The following is a 17,533-nucleotide window of genomic DNA, read 5'->3' as shown; positions in this document are numbered from 1 at the left end:
GGCCGCCGAACGCGTTCAGGCAGGCGCGCCGGAGCCGGTGCCACGCCCGGCATCGGCACCCGACAACCGCGCCTGGGCCCGCGCCAGATCCTCGGGGGTGTCGACGCCCGGCGGGAACGGTGCAGGGGTCGGGCCGACCGCGACCCGAAGCCCGGCTTCGATCACGCGCAACTGCTCGAGCATTTCGATCTGTTCCAGGCGCCCGGGCGCCATCACGGCGAACCGGCGCAGGAAACCGGCGCGATAACCGTAGATTCCGATATGCCGCCACCACTCGCCGGCCGGCATCGTCGCGCGGTCGCGGGCGAACGCATCGCGCGGCCACGGCACCGGCGCCCGGCTGAAATAGAGCGCATCGCCGCCCGCGCCGAGTACGACCTTGACCGCGTTCGGGTCGAGCAGCGTCTGGACATCGTCGATCGGGGCGGCCAGCGTGGCCAGCGCGACCTGCGGCTGCGCCGCGAGTGCCGCGACCGCACGGATGCCGGCGGCCGGCGCGAACGGCTCATCGCCCTGCAGGTTCACGACCACCCGCTCGTCTGCCCAGCCTGCAAGCGCCGCGCATTCGGCCAGCCGATCGGTGCCGGAGAGATGCGCGGACGAGGTCATCGCCACGTGGACGGGTGTACCGGCCAGCGCATCGCGGACCCGGACATCGTCGGTGGCCACCCACACTTCGGCAGCGCCGGCCTCGAGTGCACGCTGGGCCACGTGCAGCACCAGCGGGGCATCGCCCAGCGGCTGCAGCGGCTTGCCGGGCAGACGGGTCGAGGCATAGCGGGCCGGAATGGCGACAATGAAATCAGCGGGGACGTCCATGGCGCGATTCTCGCATGGCGGCCGATGTACGACGCGGTGGTTCTAGGGGTGTGCGCGACCTCGTCGCCGAGCCCGCCGCGCGGTGCGCGTCACAGGTTGCGCGCCTGTCGGTTGCCGCCCCGGATGGGAGCGGCACAGGTGCGCCGGTATGGGCCGCGATGACGCACGACAGGACCGCCGTACTGGCTCAGGAGCGGATTCCCGCTGCCTGCGCGTCCGGTTCCTGCTCGTCGACTACGGCGGCGTCAGCAGGTGCGCCACGCATCTGCGCCCACAGCGCGCGCGCGGACGAACGGCGGCGGCCTTCCGCGGCACGGACGCGGGCATGCCGCACCGCGCGGCGCATCGTCGCCAGTCGCCGACGCCAGCGGACAAGCCCGCCTACAGCCAGCGCGACGGCCAGCATCACCGAGACCGCCAACGCCCACGGCGCAAGCCCAGCCATCGCCCCGATGATCGAACCCTGCGTGCGGGCGAGCGCGAATGCAAACACTGCACCGGCAATCAGGACATACGACGGCAGGATGAGGATCCGCCAGACGGCACGTGCGGGCCTCATGGCCGTGGCGCCTGTCGGGACAAGGATGACGCGGGCCGAACCAGACCGCGTCCGCCCCCCTCGACACAAGCAGCGAGACCGGACTTGCGCACCGGCGGTGCCAGCACCAACGCCGGACACGGATACTGATCGCCCGACCGCCAATGCGTGGCGGCCTGCGGCCGCACCTGTTCCCAGCTCGCGCCGCGCGTGGCCGACTCCCAGACCTGACGCATCATCGGCTCGACTTCATGCCAATCCGCATCCGGATGTCCGGCCCGGGTCGCGCGCGCCAGTTCGGCGAGGATGACCTGATGCTGGGCTTGGGGGACGGCGCGGTGCATTGGGGGTCGAAACGTTCTGGGAATGTGGCGTCAGCCTAGGCAAGGCGACGCCAATCCGCCGTGAAGTCATCGCCGGGTCGGCGAACCGTTCAGATCCGGGGTGGCCGGCCGGTCGCGCCCTCTCCTACCATGGCTATCCGCATCGGGATCGGCATCGGCCGGGCCGCACGAAGGAGTCGGATGATTCGTTACCTGACATATGGCGTCTCGGTCCTGATGACGATCGTCGCACTGGTCTGCGCATGGACCTTGCGTTCGGGCGGTTGGGCGGTCGCGGCGGCGGTGTTCCTCGCGCTGGCGTGCCTGGGCACGCTGGACCTGCTGCAGCGCCGGGCGACGTTACGCCGGCTCTATCCGCTGACCGCGCATTTCCGCTACGGCCTGGAGTCCTTCCGACCCGAGATCCGCCAGTACTTCATCGAGGACGACCAGGACGAAGTGCCGTTCTCGCGCCAGCAGCGCGCGTTGGTCTATCAGCGCGCCAAGAACGTCAGCGACGTGGTGCCGTTCGGCAGCGAGTTGCCGATGTACGGCACGCAGTACGAATGGATCAACCACTCGCTGGTACCCGCGCACGCCCCATCGCACGATTTCCGCATCCCGGTCGGCGAGGAAAGCGCGCAGCCCTACGCCGCCAGCGTGTTCAACATCTCGGCGATGAGCTTCGGTTCGCTGTCGGCCAATGCGATCCGGGCGTTGAACCTGGGGGCGCAGCGCGGCGGCTTCTATCACGACACCGGCGAAGGCGCGATCTCGCCTTACCACCGCGAGCACGGCGGCGATCTGGTCTGGGAGATCGGCTCGGGCTACTTCGGCTGCCGCGACGAGCAGGGCCGCTTCAACGAGGCGCGCTTCGCCCGGCACGCCGCCGAGGCGCAGGTCAAGATGATCGAGATCAAGCTCTCGCAAGGCGCCAAGCCGGGACACGGCGGGCTGCTGCCCGGCGCCAAGGTCACGCCCGAGATCGCCCAGACCCGCGGTATCCCGGTCGGGATCGATTGCGAATCGCCGGCGGCGCATTCGACGTTTTCCACCCCGCGCGGACTGCTGGACTTCGTCGCGCGGCTGCGGACGCTGTCGGACGGCAAGCCAGTGGGCTTCAAGCTGGCGATCGGCCATCCCTGGGAATGGTTCGGCATCGCCAAGGCGATGCTCGAAAGCGGCATCCTGCCCGACTTCATCGTCGTCGACGGTGCCGAAGGCGGCACCGGCGCCGCGCCGTCGGAGTTCATCAACCACGTCGGCCTGCCGCTGCAGGAGGCCCTGATGCTGGTGCACAACACCCTGGTGGGCATCGGGCTGCGCGAACGCATCCGGGTCGCCGCGGCGGGCAAGATCACCAGCGGCTTCGACATCGCCCGGCAACTGGCGATGGGCGCGGACTGGTGCAATGCCGGCCGCGGCTTCATGTTCGCGCTCGGCTGCATCCAGTCGCGCAGTTGCCACAACGACCGCTGCCCGACCGGCGTGGCGACCCAGGACCCGCGTCGCTGGCGCCTGCTCGACGTGCCCGACAAGGCCGAACGCGTGTTCCATTTCCACCAGAACACCTTGCGCGGGCTGCGCGACATGCTCGGCGCGGCCGGGCTCGAGCACCCGATGCAGATCGGGCCGGAGCACATCCTGCGCCGGGTCACGCCGACCGAGGTCCGCTCGCTGGCCGCGCTCTACCGGTTCCTGGAGCCCGGCGAATTGCTGACCGGCGTGCCCGAGCACGCGGTGTTCCGGACGTTCTGGCCGGTGGCGCGCGCCGACAGCTTCGCGCCGCCCGAGCGCGCGCGCGCGATGGCCGCGGTCAAGCGCGCCTCCTGACCGGCGCTGCGGCCCGCGCCGCGTTCAAGCCTTGCCGGCCGGGCTGCGGACCGCCTCGAGACGGTCGAGCAATGCGATCCAAAACGCTTCGGGCAGCCGCGCGGCGACCGGCACGCTGTAATGCCGCTCGCCGGCGAACCGCATGCACTTGACCGCGTCCTTCTCGGTCATCAGCACCGGCAGGTCGCTGCCGAAGCGCAGGTCCTCGGGCGTGTAGCGATGGTGATCGGCGAACGCATGCGGCACTACGGCGATGCGCTGGCGGCGCAGCGTGTCGAAGAAGCGTTCGGGATCGCCGATGCCGGCGACCGCATGCACGCGCTGCCCGGCGAAGGCCGACAACGGCCGCGCCCGCCCGCCGGCCAGTGGCAGCGCGTGCGCGGTCTCCAGCCGCATCGGCCACTCGCCGAAACCAGGCTCGAGGCTGTCGTCCATGCCGGTGTTGAGCACGCGAAAATCGCAGCGTGCGCCGCGCTCGGCCGGCTCGCGCAGCGGTCCGGCCGGGATCAGGGCGCCGTTGCCGTAACGGCGGCGGCCATCGATCACCTCGATCTCGACGTCGCGCTGCAGGCGGTAATGCTGCAGGCCGTCGTCGCAGACCACGATGTCGCAGCCCGCTTTGATCAGCGCTTTGGCGGCCGCGACCCGGTCGGCGTCGACGCGGACCTTCGCCCCGGTGCGGGCAGCGATCAGCACCGGCTCATCGCCCGACCAGCGCGGGTCGCTGACCGGCTCGACCCAGCGCGGTGTCCCCGCCTCGTCGCGGCCGTAGCCGCGGCTGGCGACGCCGGGCGTCCAGCCCGCGGCCTGCAGCCGCTCGACGATCGCGATCGTCAACGGCGTCTTGCCGCTGCCACCGGCGATCAGGTTGCCGATCACCAGCACCGGCCGCGCGACCTTGCGGGTGCGCAGCCACGCGCGTCGCCAAGCACTGGCGCGGGCGTACACGCGGGCGAGCAAGCGCGCGTGCAACGGTGGGCGGCTGCCGTCGAACCAGTAGTCCGGTGCCTTCACGCGCCCTGCTCCGCCGACGGCTCGGGCTCGCGGAACTGCATGCGATGCAGATGCGCGTACAGGCCGCCGCGCGCGAGCAGTTCGCGATGGGTGCCGTGCTCGACCAGCCGGCCATGATCGAGCACCAGCACCTGGTCGGCATGCTCGATCGTCGCCAGCCGATGGGCGATGACCAGCGTGGTGCGGTCGGGCATCAGGTGCTCGAGCGCGTCCTGCACCAGGCGCTCGGATTCGGCGTCCAGCGCCGCGGTCGCCTCGTCGAGGATCAGGATCGGTGCGTCCTTGAGCATCGCGCGGGCGATCGCCAGGCGCTGCCGCTGGCCGCCCGACAGACGGCCGCCGCGACTGCCGATGCCGCTCTCGAGCCTGCCGGGCAGCTTGTCGACGAACTCCATCGCGTTCGCGCCGCGGATCGCCCCCTCGAGCGCGGCGATCGGCGCGCCCGCCATCTCGCCATAGGCGACATTGGCTGCGACGGTGTCGTCGAACAGCATCACCTGCTGGCCGACCAGCGCGATCTGCCGGCGCACGTCGGCCAGCCGGTAGTCCTCCAGCGGATGGCCGTCGAGCAGGATCTCGCCGGTCTCGTGTTCGTAGAAGCGCGGCAGCAGTTTGATCAGCGTCGACTTGCCGCTGCCCGAGCGGCCGACGATCGCGGTGACGGTGCCCGGACGCGCGACGAAGCTCACATCCTCCAGCGCCGGCTCGGCCTGCCCCGGATAGCGCGCGCCGACGTGGCGGAACTCGATCTCGCCGCGCGCGCGCGCCAGCGGCCGCACGCCCGGGTCGTGCTCGTCGGGCGCATCGAGGATCTCGAACAAGCGCTCGGCCGACGCCACCCCGCGCTGGAGCATGTTCTGCACGTTGGTCAGCTGCTTGAGCGCGGGGATGATCGCCATCATTGCGATCATCAACGCGACGAAGCCGCCTGCGGTCAGCCGGCCCTGCGAGGCTTCATAGCCGGCGATCAAGAGCAGCAACGCCAGACCGATCGAGCCCATCAGCTGGACCACGCCCGAGGAGATCGCGCGCGTCGCCTCGACCTTGAGATTGAGCCGCATGTGCCGCTCGGCGACCTCCGCATAGCGCGCGTTCTCCGCGGCCTGGGCGCCGTAGATCTTCACTTCCTGCTGGTTGCTCAGCGACTGATCGGCGGTCTGCATCAGCATCGCGGCGCTGTCCTGGATGCTGTGGCTGACGCGGCGGTAGCGGCGCGCGACCTTGCCCATGATCCACGACAACGGGGGCGCGATCGCCAGGATGGTCAGCGTGACCTGCCAACTGGTCATCAGCATCACGATCAGCGAAGCGATGATCTGCAGCGACTGCTGCAGCATCACCTTGGCCGCGTCGATCGCGGCCTGCGAGACCTGGTCGCTGTCCGAGCCCAGTCGGACCAGCATCGACGGCACCGGCTCGGCATCGAAGCGCATGCCCGGCAGCCCGAGGTACTTGGCGAGCACGCGCACGCGCAGATCCCGCGCAATGCCGCGCCCGGACTTGGCCATGTTGTAGTCGGCCAGGTAGCCGGCCAGGCCACGGACCACGAACAGCGCGATGATCGCCGCCGGCAACCAGAGGTTCACGCCGGCATTGGCCGACACGAACGTCTCGTCGATGATCGGTTCCATCATCTTGGTGAAGGCGCCGCCGGCGGCGGCCTCGATCAGCATGCCGACCAGCGCGACCGACAGCAGGCCGCGATAGGCGCCGGCGAAAGTCAGCAGCCGGCGGTAGACCGGCCAGGCGCGATCGGCGCGTGTCGCGCCTTGGGGGGGAGAAGCCATGACGTCAACGTTCCTGTGAAGCGGGCTCGGCAACGCGTCCGGCCGTCTGCGGCGCGGTCGCGTTGGCGATGCGGGTGAAGCCCAACTGGCCGAGCGCATCGTAGGCGGTGACGACCGCCTGCCAGGGGGTGCGGGCGTCGGCGCGCAGCAGCACCACGCGCTCGCGGTCGTCGCCGGCGACCTCGACGATCGTGCGCTTGAGCGCGTCGACATCGGTGCGCAGCGCCTCGCGGTCCTGGACGAAGTAGCGGCCATCGGCATTGATCAGCAGCGTCAGCGTATCGCCCCGGGCGTCGTTGCGCTCGCCGGTGGCCTGCGGCAACTCGAGCTTGAGCACCGAGCGCGCGTCGAACGTGGTGGTGATCACGAAGAAGATGATCAGCACCAAGATCACGTCGATCAACGGCACGAGGTTGATCTCGGGCTCGTCGCGCGCGCGCCGGTCGCGGATGCGCATCGCTCAGCCCCGCCCCGGCGCGACGGAAGGCGGGCGGCGCGCCGTGCGCGGGTCGATCGCGTCCATCAGCAGGATCGCCTCGTGCTCCATCGCCACGATGTAGCCGTCGATCCGCGCGCGGAAATGCCGATGGAACATCAGCGCCGGCACCGCGACGATCATGCCCGTCGCCGCGCACACCAGCGCCTTGCCGATGCCGCCGGCGAGCTGGTCGACATCGCCGATGCCGTGGTCCATCACCCCCAGGAACATCTGGATCATGCCCACCACCGTGCCGAACAAGCCCAACAGCGGGCCGGCCGCGGCGATCGTGCCCAGCGCGTTGAGATGGCGCTCCATCGCGAAGGCGACATGGCGGCCGACGTCCTCGACGCGCTCGCGGATCTCCTCGCGCGGCCGGTCACGGACATCGAGCGCCGCCGCCAGCAATGCGCCCAGCGGCGCGGTCGCGCGCAGCGAGGCGATGTGCGTCGGGTCGAGCGCGCCGCGCGCAGCCCAGGCCCGGACTTCCTCGCCCAGCCCGGGCGGCAGCACCGCGCGGCGACGCAGGACCCAGAAGCGCTCGACGATGATTGCCAGCGCGAACGCCGACAGCAGCAGCAGCGGCATCATCGGCCAGCCGCCGGCCTTCACCAGTTCGAGCACGCAAACCCCTTCGGCCACGGGGCCGGTCCACTCGGGCGACTAGGATAACGTAGCGCGACTCAGCCCCCCGCGCCGCGCTCGCTGCGGCGGGCCGCGTCCCAGAGCCGCGGCGTCCGGGTGCGCTCGCCGGCCACGCGGACCCCGCCCTGCCCCAGGCGCACCCGCAGCGCGCCGGCCTCGGCCGTGCCCGGCGTGGCAGCCCCCCCGTGCGTCCAGCGCGCGAGCGCCTGGGCATGTGGATGGCCGAACCGGTTGCCGTGGCCGGACGACATCAGCGCATGCCCCGCCCCGGTCGCGGCCACGAACGCCGGATCCGACGACCCGCTGCTGCCGTGATGCGCGGCGACCACGACGTCCGCCGCCAGCGCTTCGGCGTCGCGGTGCACCAGCAGCCGCTCCACGAGCGTATCGATGTCCCCGGGCAGCAGCGCCGTGCCATAGGCGGTCTCCACGCGCAGCACGCAGCTGGATGGATTGCGGAACGGCGGGAAATACAGATCCGGATGCAGAAAGCGGAACACGACGCCGTCGGCGCGCCAGGCCACGCCCATCAGACACGGCGAAGCCCCCGGTACCCGGTCCCATTGCGGCGCGAACACCACCGGGGCGGCGAAACGCCGCTGCACCGCATCCAGGCCCCCGGCGTGGTCGGCATCGCCATGGCTGACCACGATCGCGTCGAGCCGGCGCACCCCCAGGGCGTGCAGTGCCGGCACCACGACCCGTTCGCCGGCATTGTAGCCATCGGGCATCGCCGGCCCGGTGTCGTAGAGCACCGTGTGGCTGGCAGTGCGGATCAGCACCGCCAGCCCCTGGCCGACATCGAGTACCACCAGTTCGGCCTCGCCGACGCCGGGCAAGTCCCGGTCCGGCCACAGCAACGGCAGCCACAACAGCACGGCGAGCCCCTTGCCCGGCACGCCGCGCGGCAGCAGCAGCCAGAACGCGGCCAGCAGCGCCAGGGGCAGCGCGAGCCGGTGCGGGGCCGGCAGCCACCACAACGCGAACGGCGCGGCCGCGAGCCAGTCGAACAGCCGCCAACTCGGCGCGAACGCCCACGCCGCCAGCCGCCAGGCCCAGTCCCCGGCGCCGGCATGCAGCGCTTCCAGGCCGGTGCCCAGCACCGAAAGCGGCACCACGACCAGGCTCCACCAGGGAATCGCGACCAGGTTGGCCAACGGACCGGCCAGCGACGCCTGGCCGAACAGAGCCGCGGTCAGCGGCAACAGCCCGAGCGTCGCCACCCACTGCGAGGCCAGCAGCCCCCGCGCCGCCGACAGGGCGCGCGCGTCGGGCAGACACCACACCAGCCAGGCAACGCCGGCGAAGCTGAGCCAGAAACCCGCCGACAGCACCGCCATCGGATCGACCAACACGACGGCGGTCGCGGCATAGGCCAGGGCATCGGCGATGCGCAGCCGACGGCGCACCAGCCGGGCGACGACGGCGACCGCGATCATCAACACCGTGCGCACGGTCGGCAGCTCCCAGCCGGCCGCCGCGGCATAGAGGCTGGCGGCGGCCAGCGCGACCAGCGCCGCCGCCTGCGGCCGGGGCAGCAGGCGCCCCAGCGACGGCAGACACCACCACACCGCGGCCGCCAGCAATGCGAACGCACCGCCGACCATGCCGACGTGGAAGCCCGATATCGCGATCAGGTGGGTCAGGCCGGTGGCGCGCAGCGCTTCCCAGTCGAGTTCGCCAAGGCCGCGCGTATCGCCGACCGCCAGCGCCCGGACAAAGCGCGCGGCGTCCCCGTCGACCACCCGCTCGATCCGCTCGGCGGTGCGATGCCGCCAGCGGTCCATGCCGCCGGTCGCTTCGAGCCGCGTCATCGGCTCGCCGGTGCGCAGGTAGCCCACGGCGGTCACGCGCCGCGCCATCGCGTGCTTCTCGCTGTCGATCCAGCCGGGATTGCGCAGGCCGCGTGGCGCGCGGATGCGCGCGGTGAAGCGCCAGCGGTCGCCGGGTTCGAGCGCCAGCCGGCGCGGGTCCGGGGCCGCGTCGCGGGCATCGAACCACGACAACCGCAGCAGCCGGCCGCGCAAGGCCGCAGGCGCCGCATCGGCGTCGACCCGGAACTCGAACCAGGTCCGTTGCGCCTCGTGCACCGGCAGGCCGACCAGGCGCCCCGACACCACGACGTCGCTGCGCGCCATCGCGGCCGGCCACTGCAGCGAGAGCGCGTGCGTCGCCTGCAATCCGCACAGGGCAAGGCCAAGGACGCTCGCGCCTGCCACGCGCAGCGCCACACGCCCGAGGGCCCAGGCCACCGCCCCGAGCGCGAGCAGGCCCCACAGCACCCACATCGGCAGCAGCGCCGGCAACGCGAGACAGACGGTCGCGCCGAGCACCAGCGCCGCGGCGGTCGCGGTGCCGAACGTCGCGGCCGACGGACCCGTCGCGCCGACCTCGATCCGGCCCGATCCACCGCCACTGCTGTCACTGTCGCAGGCGCCTCCATGCGGCCCGGCGACCGCAGCCTCGTCCTGTTCCATCGCGCGCGTCCTGCACTGTCCTGGTGACAGCCTGCGGTGCGGCGCGGCCGCGCGCAGTCCGGCAACGGTGCACCCCGGGGTCGGGAATCGCCGCGTCCGAGCCCGTGCGCACAGGGGGCCGGCACTGACCGGTCCGGCCGGAGGGCGGCACCGGCTTCACCGCGCCCCGCCCCTGCGAGGCTACTGCCGGTAGTACGCCGTCCAGCGCCAGCAGCCGGACTCCCGGACGAACATCAGCGCACCGACGCGCGCTTGGTCGTCGACGCCAGGCGCGATCCGCCAGTTCGGCATCGCACCCTCAGACGAGGCCGCGTAATCGACGAGCGGACGCGAGGCCCTCGGCAGGCCGGCATCGTCGTCGAGCCAGGCCGGGCACGCCGCCAGCAGCGCGGCGCGGTCGAGGGTCTGCACCGGATCGTCGTCCAACAGGCCCGGCGCGTGCAGCGGGAGCCGGGCGTGATCGACCAGGGCGGCACAGTCGCGCCGGGCCAACGCGTCTCGGAATACCGGCCACGCGGCGTCGAACGGGCCCGCCAGACAAGGCGCGGTGGCCGCGCCGGTGCGCGTGCAGGCGTTGGAGGGGGCGCTGTCGGCCACCTGGATCAGCACCTCGGTGTAGTGATGCCCGGTCTCGGCGGGGAACAACGTGCCGCGCACGCGCCGGCAACCAGGCTCGATCCCGCTTGCGCCGCTACCGGCGAGCTGCAGGGCGTCCACCCGCCGTGTGGTCGCGCCGTCCTCGACCTCGATCGGCGCGTCCAGCTGCAGCACCGGCACCCGCACCACCGGATCGTCCGGCGATTCACCGAAGTCCGGCGGGCCCCGCTCCTCGCGCATCGCCACCCGGCCGGTGACGACCGACACTTCGGGCTCGAGGCGATAGCGCACAGGCGCTGCGGGCGCTGGTGCTGACGCGACAGCCGCTGCGGCCTCGGCTTCTGGCGGCACAGGTGGCGCCTGGGCCGGCGCTGCCGGTTGCGGCCCGCAGGCCACGAGCCCGGCCAGGGCCAGCATCCAGGCGAATCTGCAGTTGCGAACGGCCATGCGGCAGGGTCCGAACCGGGCGATGGCCCAGCCTAGAGGCCGGCGCGCCGGCGCGCCAGATCCCCACAGCTGTGCGCCGCACGCACCGGCCGGACTGCGGCCGGCAACGCGTGCCGCGCCGTCATGGCGTGCGGGTCACGTGGCCTTCCTGCCAGCCCTCGACCACCTGGATCGCGCCGACCACGCGCGCCAGTTCGGCGGCCGACAGGCTGGCGATGCTGCGGCCACTGTCGAGCCCGGTCAGGCGTTCGATGGTGCGCTGGTAGGCGTTGGTGTCGTTCTCCACCGGCGGTGCGTAGCGATGGATCGCGTTGTTGATGCTCAGATCGCGATAGCTCGCCCCCTGCAGCAGCGCGCCGATGGCCCGTTCGCCGGTGGCACGATCGGGGAAAACCGCAAATCCGCCCGGCCCTGTGCCCAGGGCGCCATGGGCATTGGCGAAATCGCCGGCGCGGATGTTGCCTGGATTGTGGTTGCGCCAGGCCAGCGTGCCGCCGCTGCGGGTCTCGACCGAACCGTCGGCGTGCGTGATGACGGTATCGCGTCCTTGCGCGCGGGCGCGCGCGCCGCCCTCGCCCGTCGCCGCCGTGGCATCCGGGCCGGACGCGGTGGACGTGGACGACGTGGACGCCCCTCCGCTGGGCACCCGGACGAACTGCCCGGGATGGATGAGGTCCGGGTTCGCCGCCAGGTGCGGATTGGCCTGCAGCAGCGCCGGCAGGCCGACGCCATGCCGGCCGGCGATCCCCGACAGGGTATCGCCGTCGCGCACGGTCAACGTGGTGCTCGCCCCTGCCGGCAGCGCGACGGTGTCGCCAGGATGGATCCGGTCGGGCGCCGCGGACAAGCGTGGATTGGCCGCCAGCAGCGCATCGAGCCCGATGCCATGACGATGCGCGATGCCCGACAGGGTGTCACCGGCGACCACCGTGACCTGCCCACCGCGCGGAGCCGGCGATGGATCGGGCGCGGGAGCCGGCGCGTCCGGCGTCGACGGCGGCGCGACCGGCGCCCCGCTGGGGCGGCGGATCGCGATCGCGTTGCCCAGGTCGTACGGGGCCACGTTGACCGCATTGCTCTGATTGCCGCCGAGCAAGTGCACGGTGTCGCCCTCGACCCGATCGACGAAGCCGACATGGTTCGGGAACACGACCACGTCGCCGCGCTGGATCTCGGCGCGCGGCACCGCGTCGCCCCAGTTCGCCCACTCGCGTGCGCGGTAGGCCTCGTTGGCGATCGGATGACCCGCCGCCTTCATCACGAAGGCGACGAACGAGCCGCACCAGGCGTTGTCGCGGCCGCTGTCGTCCTTGCCCCAGAAGCCGGACGCGGCGTGGTACTCCATGATCCGCGGGTTCGCGCGCGTCCCCGAGACCTCGGCCTGTCCGAGCTCGCGCTCGGCGATGGTCATCCAGTCAGCGCCGCCGTCGTTGGCCGCCGGCAACTGCGCGCGGATGCTCGGGTGCACGCTCGACAACGGCTCGGAGCTGGCATGCGCCGCCGGTGCCGCGGTCCCGGCGACCGGTTCGGGAATCGACAGTGTCTGGCCGCCGGCGATCCGATCCGGATCGCGGACCTGCGGATTGGCGGCGAGCAGCGCATCGACGCTGACACCATGCTGCTGCGCGATGGCCGAGAGCGTGTCGCCCGGACGGACGGCGTAGTCGCTGCCGGCACTGCGGTTGGCGTGGCTGGAAAGCGATGAGACGGCATTGACCATGGCAGCAGGCTCGCAACGCGATAGCACCACCCTCGGCGACCCGCACAGCCGGCACAATCCGGGGCCGACCCCAGCCCGGGTCGACCCCAGGAGCGCAGGCGTCATTGCAGGCATGGCAGCATGCGGGCCCCGCCTCAGTTCCACACCGATGCCAGATCCCGTGCTCCGCAGCTTCGCTCCCGTCGTCGGCCCCGGCGCACGCGTGCTGGTGCTCGGCAGCATGCCGGGCGTGGCCTCGTTGGAGGCCAGTCGCTACTACGCGCATCCGCGCAACCTGTTCTGGCCGATCATGGGCGCGCTGTTCGACGCCGGACCCGAACTGCCCTACGCGCAGCGGCTGGCGCGCCTGCAACAGGCAGGGATCGCTTTGTGGGACGTCGCTGGCGAATGCGTGCGGCCGGGCAGCCTGGATGCCCGGATCGAGGCCGGCAGCGTCGTCGCCAACGACATTGCCGGCCTGCTGGCGGCCCATCCGGGCATCGACCGCATCCGCTTCAACGGCAGCGCCGCGCAGACCCTGTTCCGTCGCCACGTGCTGCCGGCACTGCTGCGCGTCCCGGACTTGGCGCGGCTGCCCTCGACGAGCCCGGCGCATGCGGCGCTGCGGTTCGACGCCAAGCTCGCCGCCTGGCGCACCGGCCTGTGCGACGCCTGACCGGCCGTGGGCGCGCGCCCGTCGCCAACGCGAGAGCGCGACTGCCGCGATGCGGATCGCCGGCACACGCGCAGCTCTCCGATCCGCGGACGCGGCGCTTTCCCAAGCGCGTTCTCTTCGTTTCCCATACGCGCTCGCCGGGCCCTGCGCTATGGTCTGTTCAAGTCACACAGGGAGCCAATGATGCATCGCATCCGAACGCTGGCGTTGCTTGGCGCATTGGGTTGCGGCGCCAGCGCCGCGCAGGCCGAGACCACCAGCGCCTGTCCGCAGTTGCCGGTCATCGCCAACGTGCAGTGGATCGTGCAGGAGAGCGACGATTTCGTGTTCTGCCGCGCGATCGAGTTCGACACCCAGCGTCAGCCGTTCGCAGTGGCGATCGGACGCACGCCGACCTTCCAGCCGCGCCGGGGCGAACGGATCGGCCAACCGATCCGCATCGACGGGCTGTCGGCGTGGTGGCACGCACCGCAGAACGACCTGACCAGCGCCATCGTGCGCGAGACGCTGCTGGAGCTGGCCTCGGGCGACTACGCCCACATCATCGTGCGGGCCGACGACCCGGCGCAGCTGGCACGCACGCTGCGCCAGGTCGAACAGTTGGAATTCGCCGACGTGCGCCTCGGCAACTGAGAGGGCGTGCCTGGGGCCGGCTTTAGAACCGGCCCTCCTGGAAATCCACGAAGGCCTGCATCAGTTCTTCGCGGGTGTTCATCACGAATGGGCCGTGGCGGGCCACCGGCTCGCGCAGCGGACGACCGCCCACGACGATCAGCTTTGCGCCGTCCTCACCGGCGCGCAGTTGCAGCCGCGCGCCGCCGCCGAGCACGCCCAGCTCCTGCGCGGCGAGCGGGCGCATCTGTTCGCCCTCGCCCACCGTCGTCTGGCCTTCGTAGACGTAGGCGAAGACGTTGTGACCTTCGGGCAGGTCGAACGCCCAGGCGCTGCCCGGCGCCAGCGCGATGTCCAGATACAGCGGCTCGGTCGCCGGCTGCGCGATCGGGCCAGCGGTGCCGTCCACGCTGCCGGCGATGAGCTTGACCGTCACGCCGGGCGCAGGCTCGACCACCGGCAGCCGCTCGGGCGCGAACTCCTGGTAGCGCGGCGCGGTCATCTTCTCGCGCGCGGGCAGGTTCACCCACAACTGGAAGCCACGCATCCGTCCGGCCTGCTGCTCGGGCATCTCCGAATGCACCACGCCGCGCCCGGCGGTCATCCACTGCACGCTGCCGGGGACCAGCAGGCCCTCGTTGCCGTGGTTGTAGCGGTGGCGCATGCGCCCGTCGAGCATGTAGGTCACGGTCTCGAAGCCGCGGTGCGGGTGCTCAGGGAAGCCGGCCAGGTAATCCTCGGCGCGATCGGTGCCGAACTCGTCGAGCATCAGGAACGGATCGAGATCGGGCAACTGCGGCGTGCCGATGACGCGGGTGAGCTTGACGCCGGCACCGTCGCTGGCGGGCATGCCGCGCACGGTGCGCACGACGCGGGCAGTCTGGGAGGCAGTCATCGGGAACTCCGGTCAGGGTCGGAATGCACACGATGCGGGTGCGACAGGCCAATTCCATCGGCGCGGATGGAACGCAAGGTTTCCGCCGGCACCACGCGCAGCGCATCGTCGTCATGACGGGCCAGGTCCATCCCCGGCCGCATCGCCGAGGTCCATGACCGGGCGCGATCGCACGCCCGGCCGCGTCAGCGCGCGGTCAAGCGCCAGGCACGATGGATGCGCGGGTTGCGCTCGAAGTCGGGCGCGATCGTCGCCGGCGTAATGTCCTCGCAGTGCGCGAATGCAGCCACGGCTTCGGCATCGAGCCGGAACCGGCGGAAATTGTTGGAGAAATACAGCGCGCCGCCCGGCGCCAGCCGCGCAACGGCCGCGCGCAGCAGCCGGACGTGCTCACGCTGGATGTCGAAATCCTTGGCCCGCGCCGAGTTGGAGAACGTCGGCGGGTCGCAGAAGATCAGGTCGTACTGCGCGGTCTCGGCCTCCAGCCACTGCAGCGCGTCGGCATGCACCAGCCGGTGCCGCGCGCCGCCCATGCCGTTGGCGGCGAGATTGTCCGCGCACCACTGCAGGTAGGTCGCCGACAGGTCGACGGTCGTGGTCGTACGCGCACCGCCAGCCGCGGCATGCACGGTCGCGGCCCCGGTGTAGCCGAACAGGTTGAGAAAGCGCGTGTCCGCCGCCTCCTCTGCGATGCGCAGGCGCATCGGGCGATGGTCGAGGAACAGCCCGGTATCGAGATAGTCGAACAGGTTCACGCGCAGACGCACCTGACCCTCGTCGACCAGCATGAACGCATGGCGCGCGTCGAGGCGGCCGTACTTGCTGCCGCCCTTGCCGCGGCTGCGGGTCTTGATCGCGATGCGCTCGCGCGGCATGCGGAACACCTCGCGGGCCGCGCTCAGCACGTCGCCGAAGCGGCGCCGGGTCGTGGCTTCGGGAATCTCGGCCGGCGCGGCGTACTCCTGGACGTGCAGCCACAGCGGCGCGCCGTCGGCGGCCGGATCGGATGCGGACTGGATATAGACGTCGATCGCGGCCGCGTACTCGGGCAGGTCGGCGTCGTAGACGCGATAACAGGTCACCGCTTCGCGCTCGCGCCAGGCCTTGAACCTGCGCAGGTTCTTGCGCAGGCGGTTGGCAACCATCGTCGCGCCTTCGCTCAGCGCCTGCGGCGCGTCGTCGACCTCGCGCTGGGGCGGGCGCACCGGATCGCAGACGATCAGGCTGCACTCCAGCGCACCGTTGAAGACCTGATACTTCTTCTTGGCGCGCAGGCCGGTGGCGTGCGCGAGTTCGGCATCGCCGCACAGCAGGCTCGCGCGCCAGTCCGGCACCGCGCGCGCCAGCGCATTGCCGAGACTGCGGTAGAGCGCAGCATCGGCAGCCAAACGGGCATCGTAGGGCGGATTGCAGACGACCAGGCCGCGCGGCGCGGCGGCATCTGCTGCGACATCGTCGGACGGCGCGGACGCCGGCGGCGCCTGCAGGGCGACAACGTCGCCGACCTGCCAATCGATCGCATCGCGCAGCCCGGCCGCGGTAGCGTTCTCGCGGGCGGCATGGATCGCGTGCGGGTCGAGGTCGCGGCCGAAAAACGCCTTGCGCAGGCGCTCGCGGCCGCTGCGCTCGCGTGCCAAGGCCTCGTCGCACAGGGTCCGCCAATGCCCGGCGTCGAAGCCGTGCCAGCGGCTCGGGGCGCGGCCTGCGGTCGCCGCGCCGCCATCCCGTGCCAGGCCCGGCGCGACATCGGCGGCCATCAGCGCGCCTTCGATCAACAGCGTGCCGCTGCCGCACATCGGGTCGAGCAGTGCGCCGCCCGCGGCGTACAGCGCCGGCCAGCCGCCGCGCATCAGCACCGCGGCGGCGAGGTTTTCCTTCAGCGGCGCCTCGCCCTGGGCGCGGCGCCAGCCGCGTCGGTGCAACGGCCCACCGCCCAGGTCCACCGAGAGCAGCGCGCGCCCCTTGCGCACCACCAGGCTCAGGCGCAGGTCCGGCGCCTCGACATCGACATCCGGGCGCGCACCAGTGGCCTCGCGCAGGGTGTCCACGATCGCATCCTTGACCCGCTGCGCGGCGTAGCGCGCATGGGTGATCGCGCTGCCCGAGACATGGGCATCGATCGCCAGCGTCATCGACGGGTCGAGATGGGCCGCCCAGTCGACCGCGCGCGCGCCGGCGTACAGCGCGTCCTCGTGGTCGCAGGCGTAATCGGCGATCGGCCACAACACCCGGCTGGCGAGCCGCGACCACAGCACCGCGCGCTGCGCGTCCTGCAGCGTGCCTTCGGCGTTGACCCCGGCGACGGTAGCGGTGGCCTGGACCGCGCCCAGCGCGAGCACCTCATCGACGAGCAGGTATTCCAGGCCCTTGGCGCAGGAGACGAAGAATTTCACGGACAGGCGGTCCACAACGAAAGGGAAAAGGAGGATGCGGCGCACGCCGCACGCGTGCGCATCGCCAGCAGCCGCGCCGGATCCTCGGCGGCCGCAGCGATGACCACGGATCGGGAATGGCGTGCAACGGACGGCACGACGATGGCGCGCAAAATACCACAGGGCCCTGCTCGCCTCGGCTGCAGGGCGATACGACGCGCAGGCCGCCAGCCATCGCGAAGACGACCGCGGCGCGCACCTGGAGACCGCAGCGCGGTCACGCAGCCGACCGTCCCGCGCAACCCGGCGCCCCGGCCGATG

General features: G+C 71.8%; 14 protein-coding genes. 3 read left to right on the top strand and 11 right to left on the bottom strand.

Features of this window, described 5'->3' with window-relative positions:
• Positions 1-15 precede the first annotated feature (15 nt).
• Together kdsB and ABE505_RS05300 are read right to left on the bottom strand one after the other, a co-directional pair.
• Complete coding sequence (gene kdsB / locus ABE505_RS05305; protein ID WP_346442351.1) at positions 16-819, bottom strand: 3-deoxy-manno-octulosonate cytidylyltransferase; 804 nt, start codon at positions 817-819, stop codon at positions 16-18.
• Between the two features lie 187 nt (positions 820-1,006).
• Positions 1,007-1,378: a hypothetical protein gene (locus ABE505_RS05300; protein ID WP_346442350.1), complete on the bottom strand. Its 372-nt coding sequence runs from the start codon at positions 1,376-1,378 to the stop codon at positions 1,007-1,009.
• A gap of 503 nt (positions 1,379-1,881) precedes the next feature.
• On the opposite strand from ABE505_RS05300, the gene ABE505_RS05295 reads away from it, so the two are divergent.
• A complete protein-coding gene (locus tag ABE505_RS05295; RefSeq protein ID WP_346442349.1) occupies positions 1,882-3,513 on the top strand; it encodes an FMN-binding glutamate synthase family protein in 1,632 nt (543 codons plus the stop codon).
• 24 nt (positions 3,514-3,537) lie between these two features.
• Here the strand turns inward: ABE505_RS05295 and lpxK are convergent, their stop codons facing one another.
• The 7 genes from lpxK to ABE505_RS05260 form a co-directional block, all read right to left on the bottom strand.
• A complete protein-coding gene (gene lpxK, locus ABE505_RS05290; RefSeq protein WP_346442348.1) occupies positions 3,538-4,527 on the bottom strand; it encodes a tetraacyldisaccharide 4'-kinase in 990 nt (329 codons plus the stop codon).
• Positions 4,524-6,314, bottom strand: a complete 1,791-nt coding sequence (msbA, locus tag ABE505_RS05285) for a lipid A export permease/ATP-binding protein MsbA (protein WP_346442347.1) — start codon at positions 6,312-6,314, stop codon at positions 4,524-4,526. Before msbA ends, lpxK begins: the two co-directional genes overlap by 4 nt.
• A gap of 4 nt (positions 6,315-6,318) precedes the next feature.
• Positions 6,319-6,771, bottom strand: a complete 453-nt coding sequence (locus ABE505_RS05280; protein ID WP_346442346.1) for a biopolymer transporter ExbD — start codon at positions 6,769-6,771, stop codon at positions 6,319-6,321.
• 3 nt (positions 6,772-6,774) lie between these two features.
• On the bottom strand, positions 6,775-7,416 hold the full coding sequence (locus ABE505_RS05275) for a MotA/TolQ/ExbB proton channel family protein (RefSeq protein ID WP_346442399.1): 642 nt from the start codon (positions 7,414-7,416) through the stop codon (positions 6,775-6,777).
• 59 nt (positions 7,417-7,475) lie between these two features.
• On the bottom strand, positions 7,476-9,914 hold the full coding sequence (locus ABE505_RS05270) for a DNA internalization-related competence protein ComEC/Rec2 (protein ID WP_346442345.1): 2,439 nt from the start codon (positions 9,912-9,914) through the stop codon (positions 7,476-7,478).
• 180 nt (positions 9,915-10,094) lie between these two features.
• Positions 10,095-10,958: a DUF4431 domain-containing protein gene (locus ABE505_RS05265; protein ID WP_346442344.1), complete on the bottom strand. Its 864-nt coding sequence runs from the start codon at positions 10,956-10,958 to the stop codon at positions 10,095-10,097.
• Positions 10,959-11,079: 121 nt separating this feature from the next.
• Entirely contained in the window at positions 11,080-12,678 is a 1,599-nt protein-coding gene (locus ABE505_RS05260) for a TIGR02594 family protein (RefSeq protein ID WP_346442343.1), read from the bottom strand.
• Positions 12,679-12,826: 148 nt separating this feature from the next.
• Between ABE505_RS05260 and ABE505_RS05255 the strand changes: the two genes are divergently transcribed.
• Complete coding sequence (locus tag ABE505_RS05255; RefSeq protein WP_346442342.1) at positions 12,827-13,333, top strand: DNA-deoxyinosine glycosylase; 507 nt, start codon at positions 12,827-12,829, stop codon at positions 13,331-13,333.
• Positions 13,334-13,516: 183 nt separating this feature from the next.
• Entirely contained in the window at positions 13,517-13,966 is a 450-nt protein-coding gene (locus ABE505_RS05250; protein ID WP_346442341.1) for a hypothetical protein, read from the top strand.
• Positions 13,967-13,988: 22 nt separating this feature from the next.
• On the opposite strand, the gene ABE505_RS05245 is transcribed toward ABE505_RS05250, so the two are convergent.
• Both ABE505_RS05245 and rlmKL read right to left on the bottom strand, forming a co-directional pair.
• Positions 13,989-14,840: a pirin family protein gene (locus ABE505_RS05245; protein ID WP_346442340.1), complete on the bottom strand. Its 852-nt coding sequence runs from the start codon at positions 14,838-14,840 to the stop codon at positions 13,989-13,991.
• A 185-nt stretch (positions 14,841-15,025) separates the two neighbouring features.
• A complete protein-coding gene (rlmKL, locus tag ABE505_RS05240) occupies positions 15,026-17,233 on the bottom strand; it encodes a bifunctional 23S rRNA (guanine(2069)-N(7))-methyltransferase RlmK/23S rRNA (guanine(2445)-N(2))-methyltransferase RlmL (RefSeq protein WP_346442339.1) in 2,208 nt (735 codons plus the stop codon).
• Positions 17,234-17,533: the final 300 nt, after the last annotated feature.

The organism is Luteimonas sp. TWI382 (assembly GCF_039674545.1).
Taxonomy (GTDB): Bacteria; Pseudomonadota; Gammaproteobacteria; order Xanthomonadales; family Xanthomonadaceae; genus Luteimonas.
This window is presented reverse-complemented; position numbering and strand designations above follow the sequence as displayed.

Coding starts and splice junctions, on each gene's coding strand:
- kdsB (WP_346442351.1), bottom strand. CDS start 819: ATGGACGTCCCCGCTGATTTCATTGTCGCCATTCCGGCCCGCTATGCC.
- ABE505_RS05300 (WP_346442350.1), bottom strand. CDS start 1,378: ATGAGGCCCGCACGTGCCGTCTGGCGGATCCTCATCCTGCCGTCGTAT.
- ABE505_RS05295 (WP_346442349.1), top strand. CDS start 1,882: ATGATTCGTTACCTGACATATGGCGTCTCGGTCCTGATGACGATCGTC.
- msbA (WP_346442347.1), bottom strand. CDS start 6,314: ATGGCTTCTCCCCCCCAAGGCGCGACACGCGCCGATCGCGCCTGGCCG.
- ABE505_RS05280 (WP_346442346.1), bottom strand. CDS start 6,771: ATGCGCATCCGCGACCGGCGCGCGCGCGACGAGCCCGAGATCAACCTC.
- ABE505_RS05270 (WP_346442345.1), bottom strand. CDS start 9,914: ATGGAACAGGACGAGGCTGCGGTCGCCGGGCCGCATGGAGGCGCCTGC.
- ABE505_RS05265 (WP_346442344.1), bottom strand. CDS start 10,958: ATGGCCGTTCGCAACTGCAGATTCGCCTGGATGCTGGCCCTGGCCGGG.
- ABE505_RS05260 (WP_346442343.1), bottom strand. CDS start 12,678: ATGGTCAATGCCGTCTCATCGCTTTCCAGCCACGCCAACCGCAGTGCC.
- ABE505_RS05255 (WP_346442342.1), top strand. CDS start 12,827: ATGCCAGATCCCGTGCTCCGCAGCTTCGCTCCCGTCGTCGGCCCCGGC.
- ABE505_RS05250 (WP_346442341.1), top strand. CDS start 13,517: ATGCATCGCATCCGAACGCTGGCGTTGCTTGGCGCATTGGGTTGCGGC.
- ABE505_RS05245 (WP_346442340.1), bottom strand. CDS start 14,840: ATGACTGCCTCCCAGACTGCCCGCGTCGTGCGCACCGTGCGCGGCATG.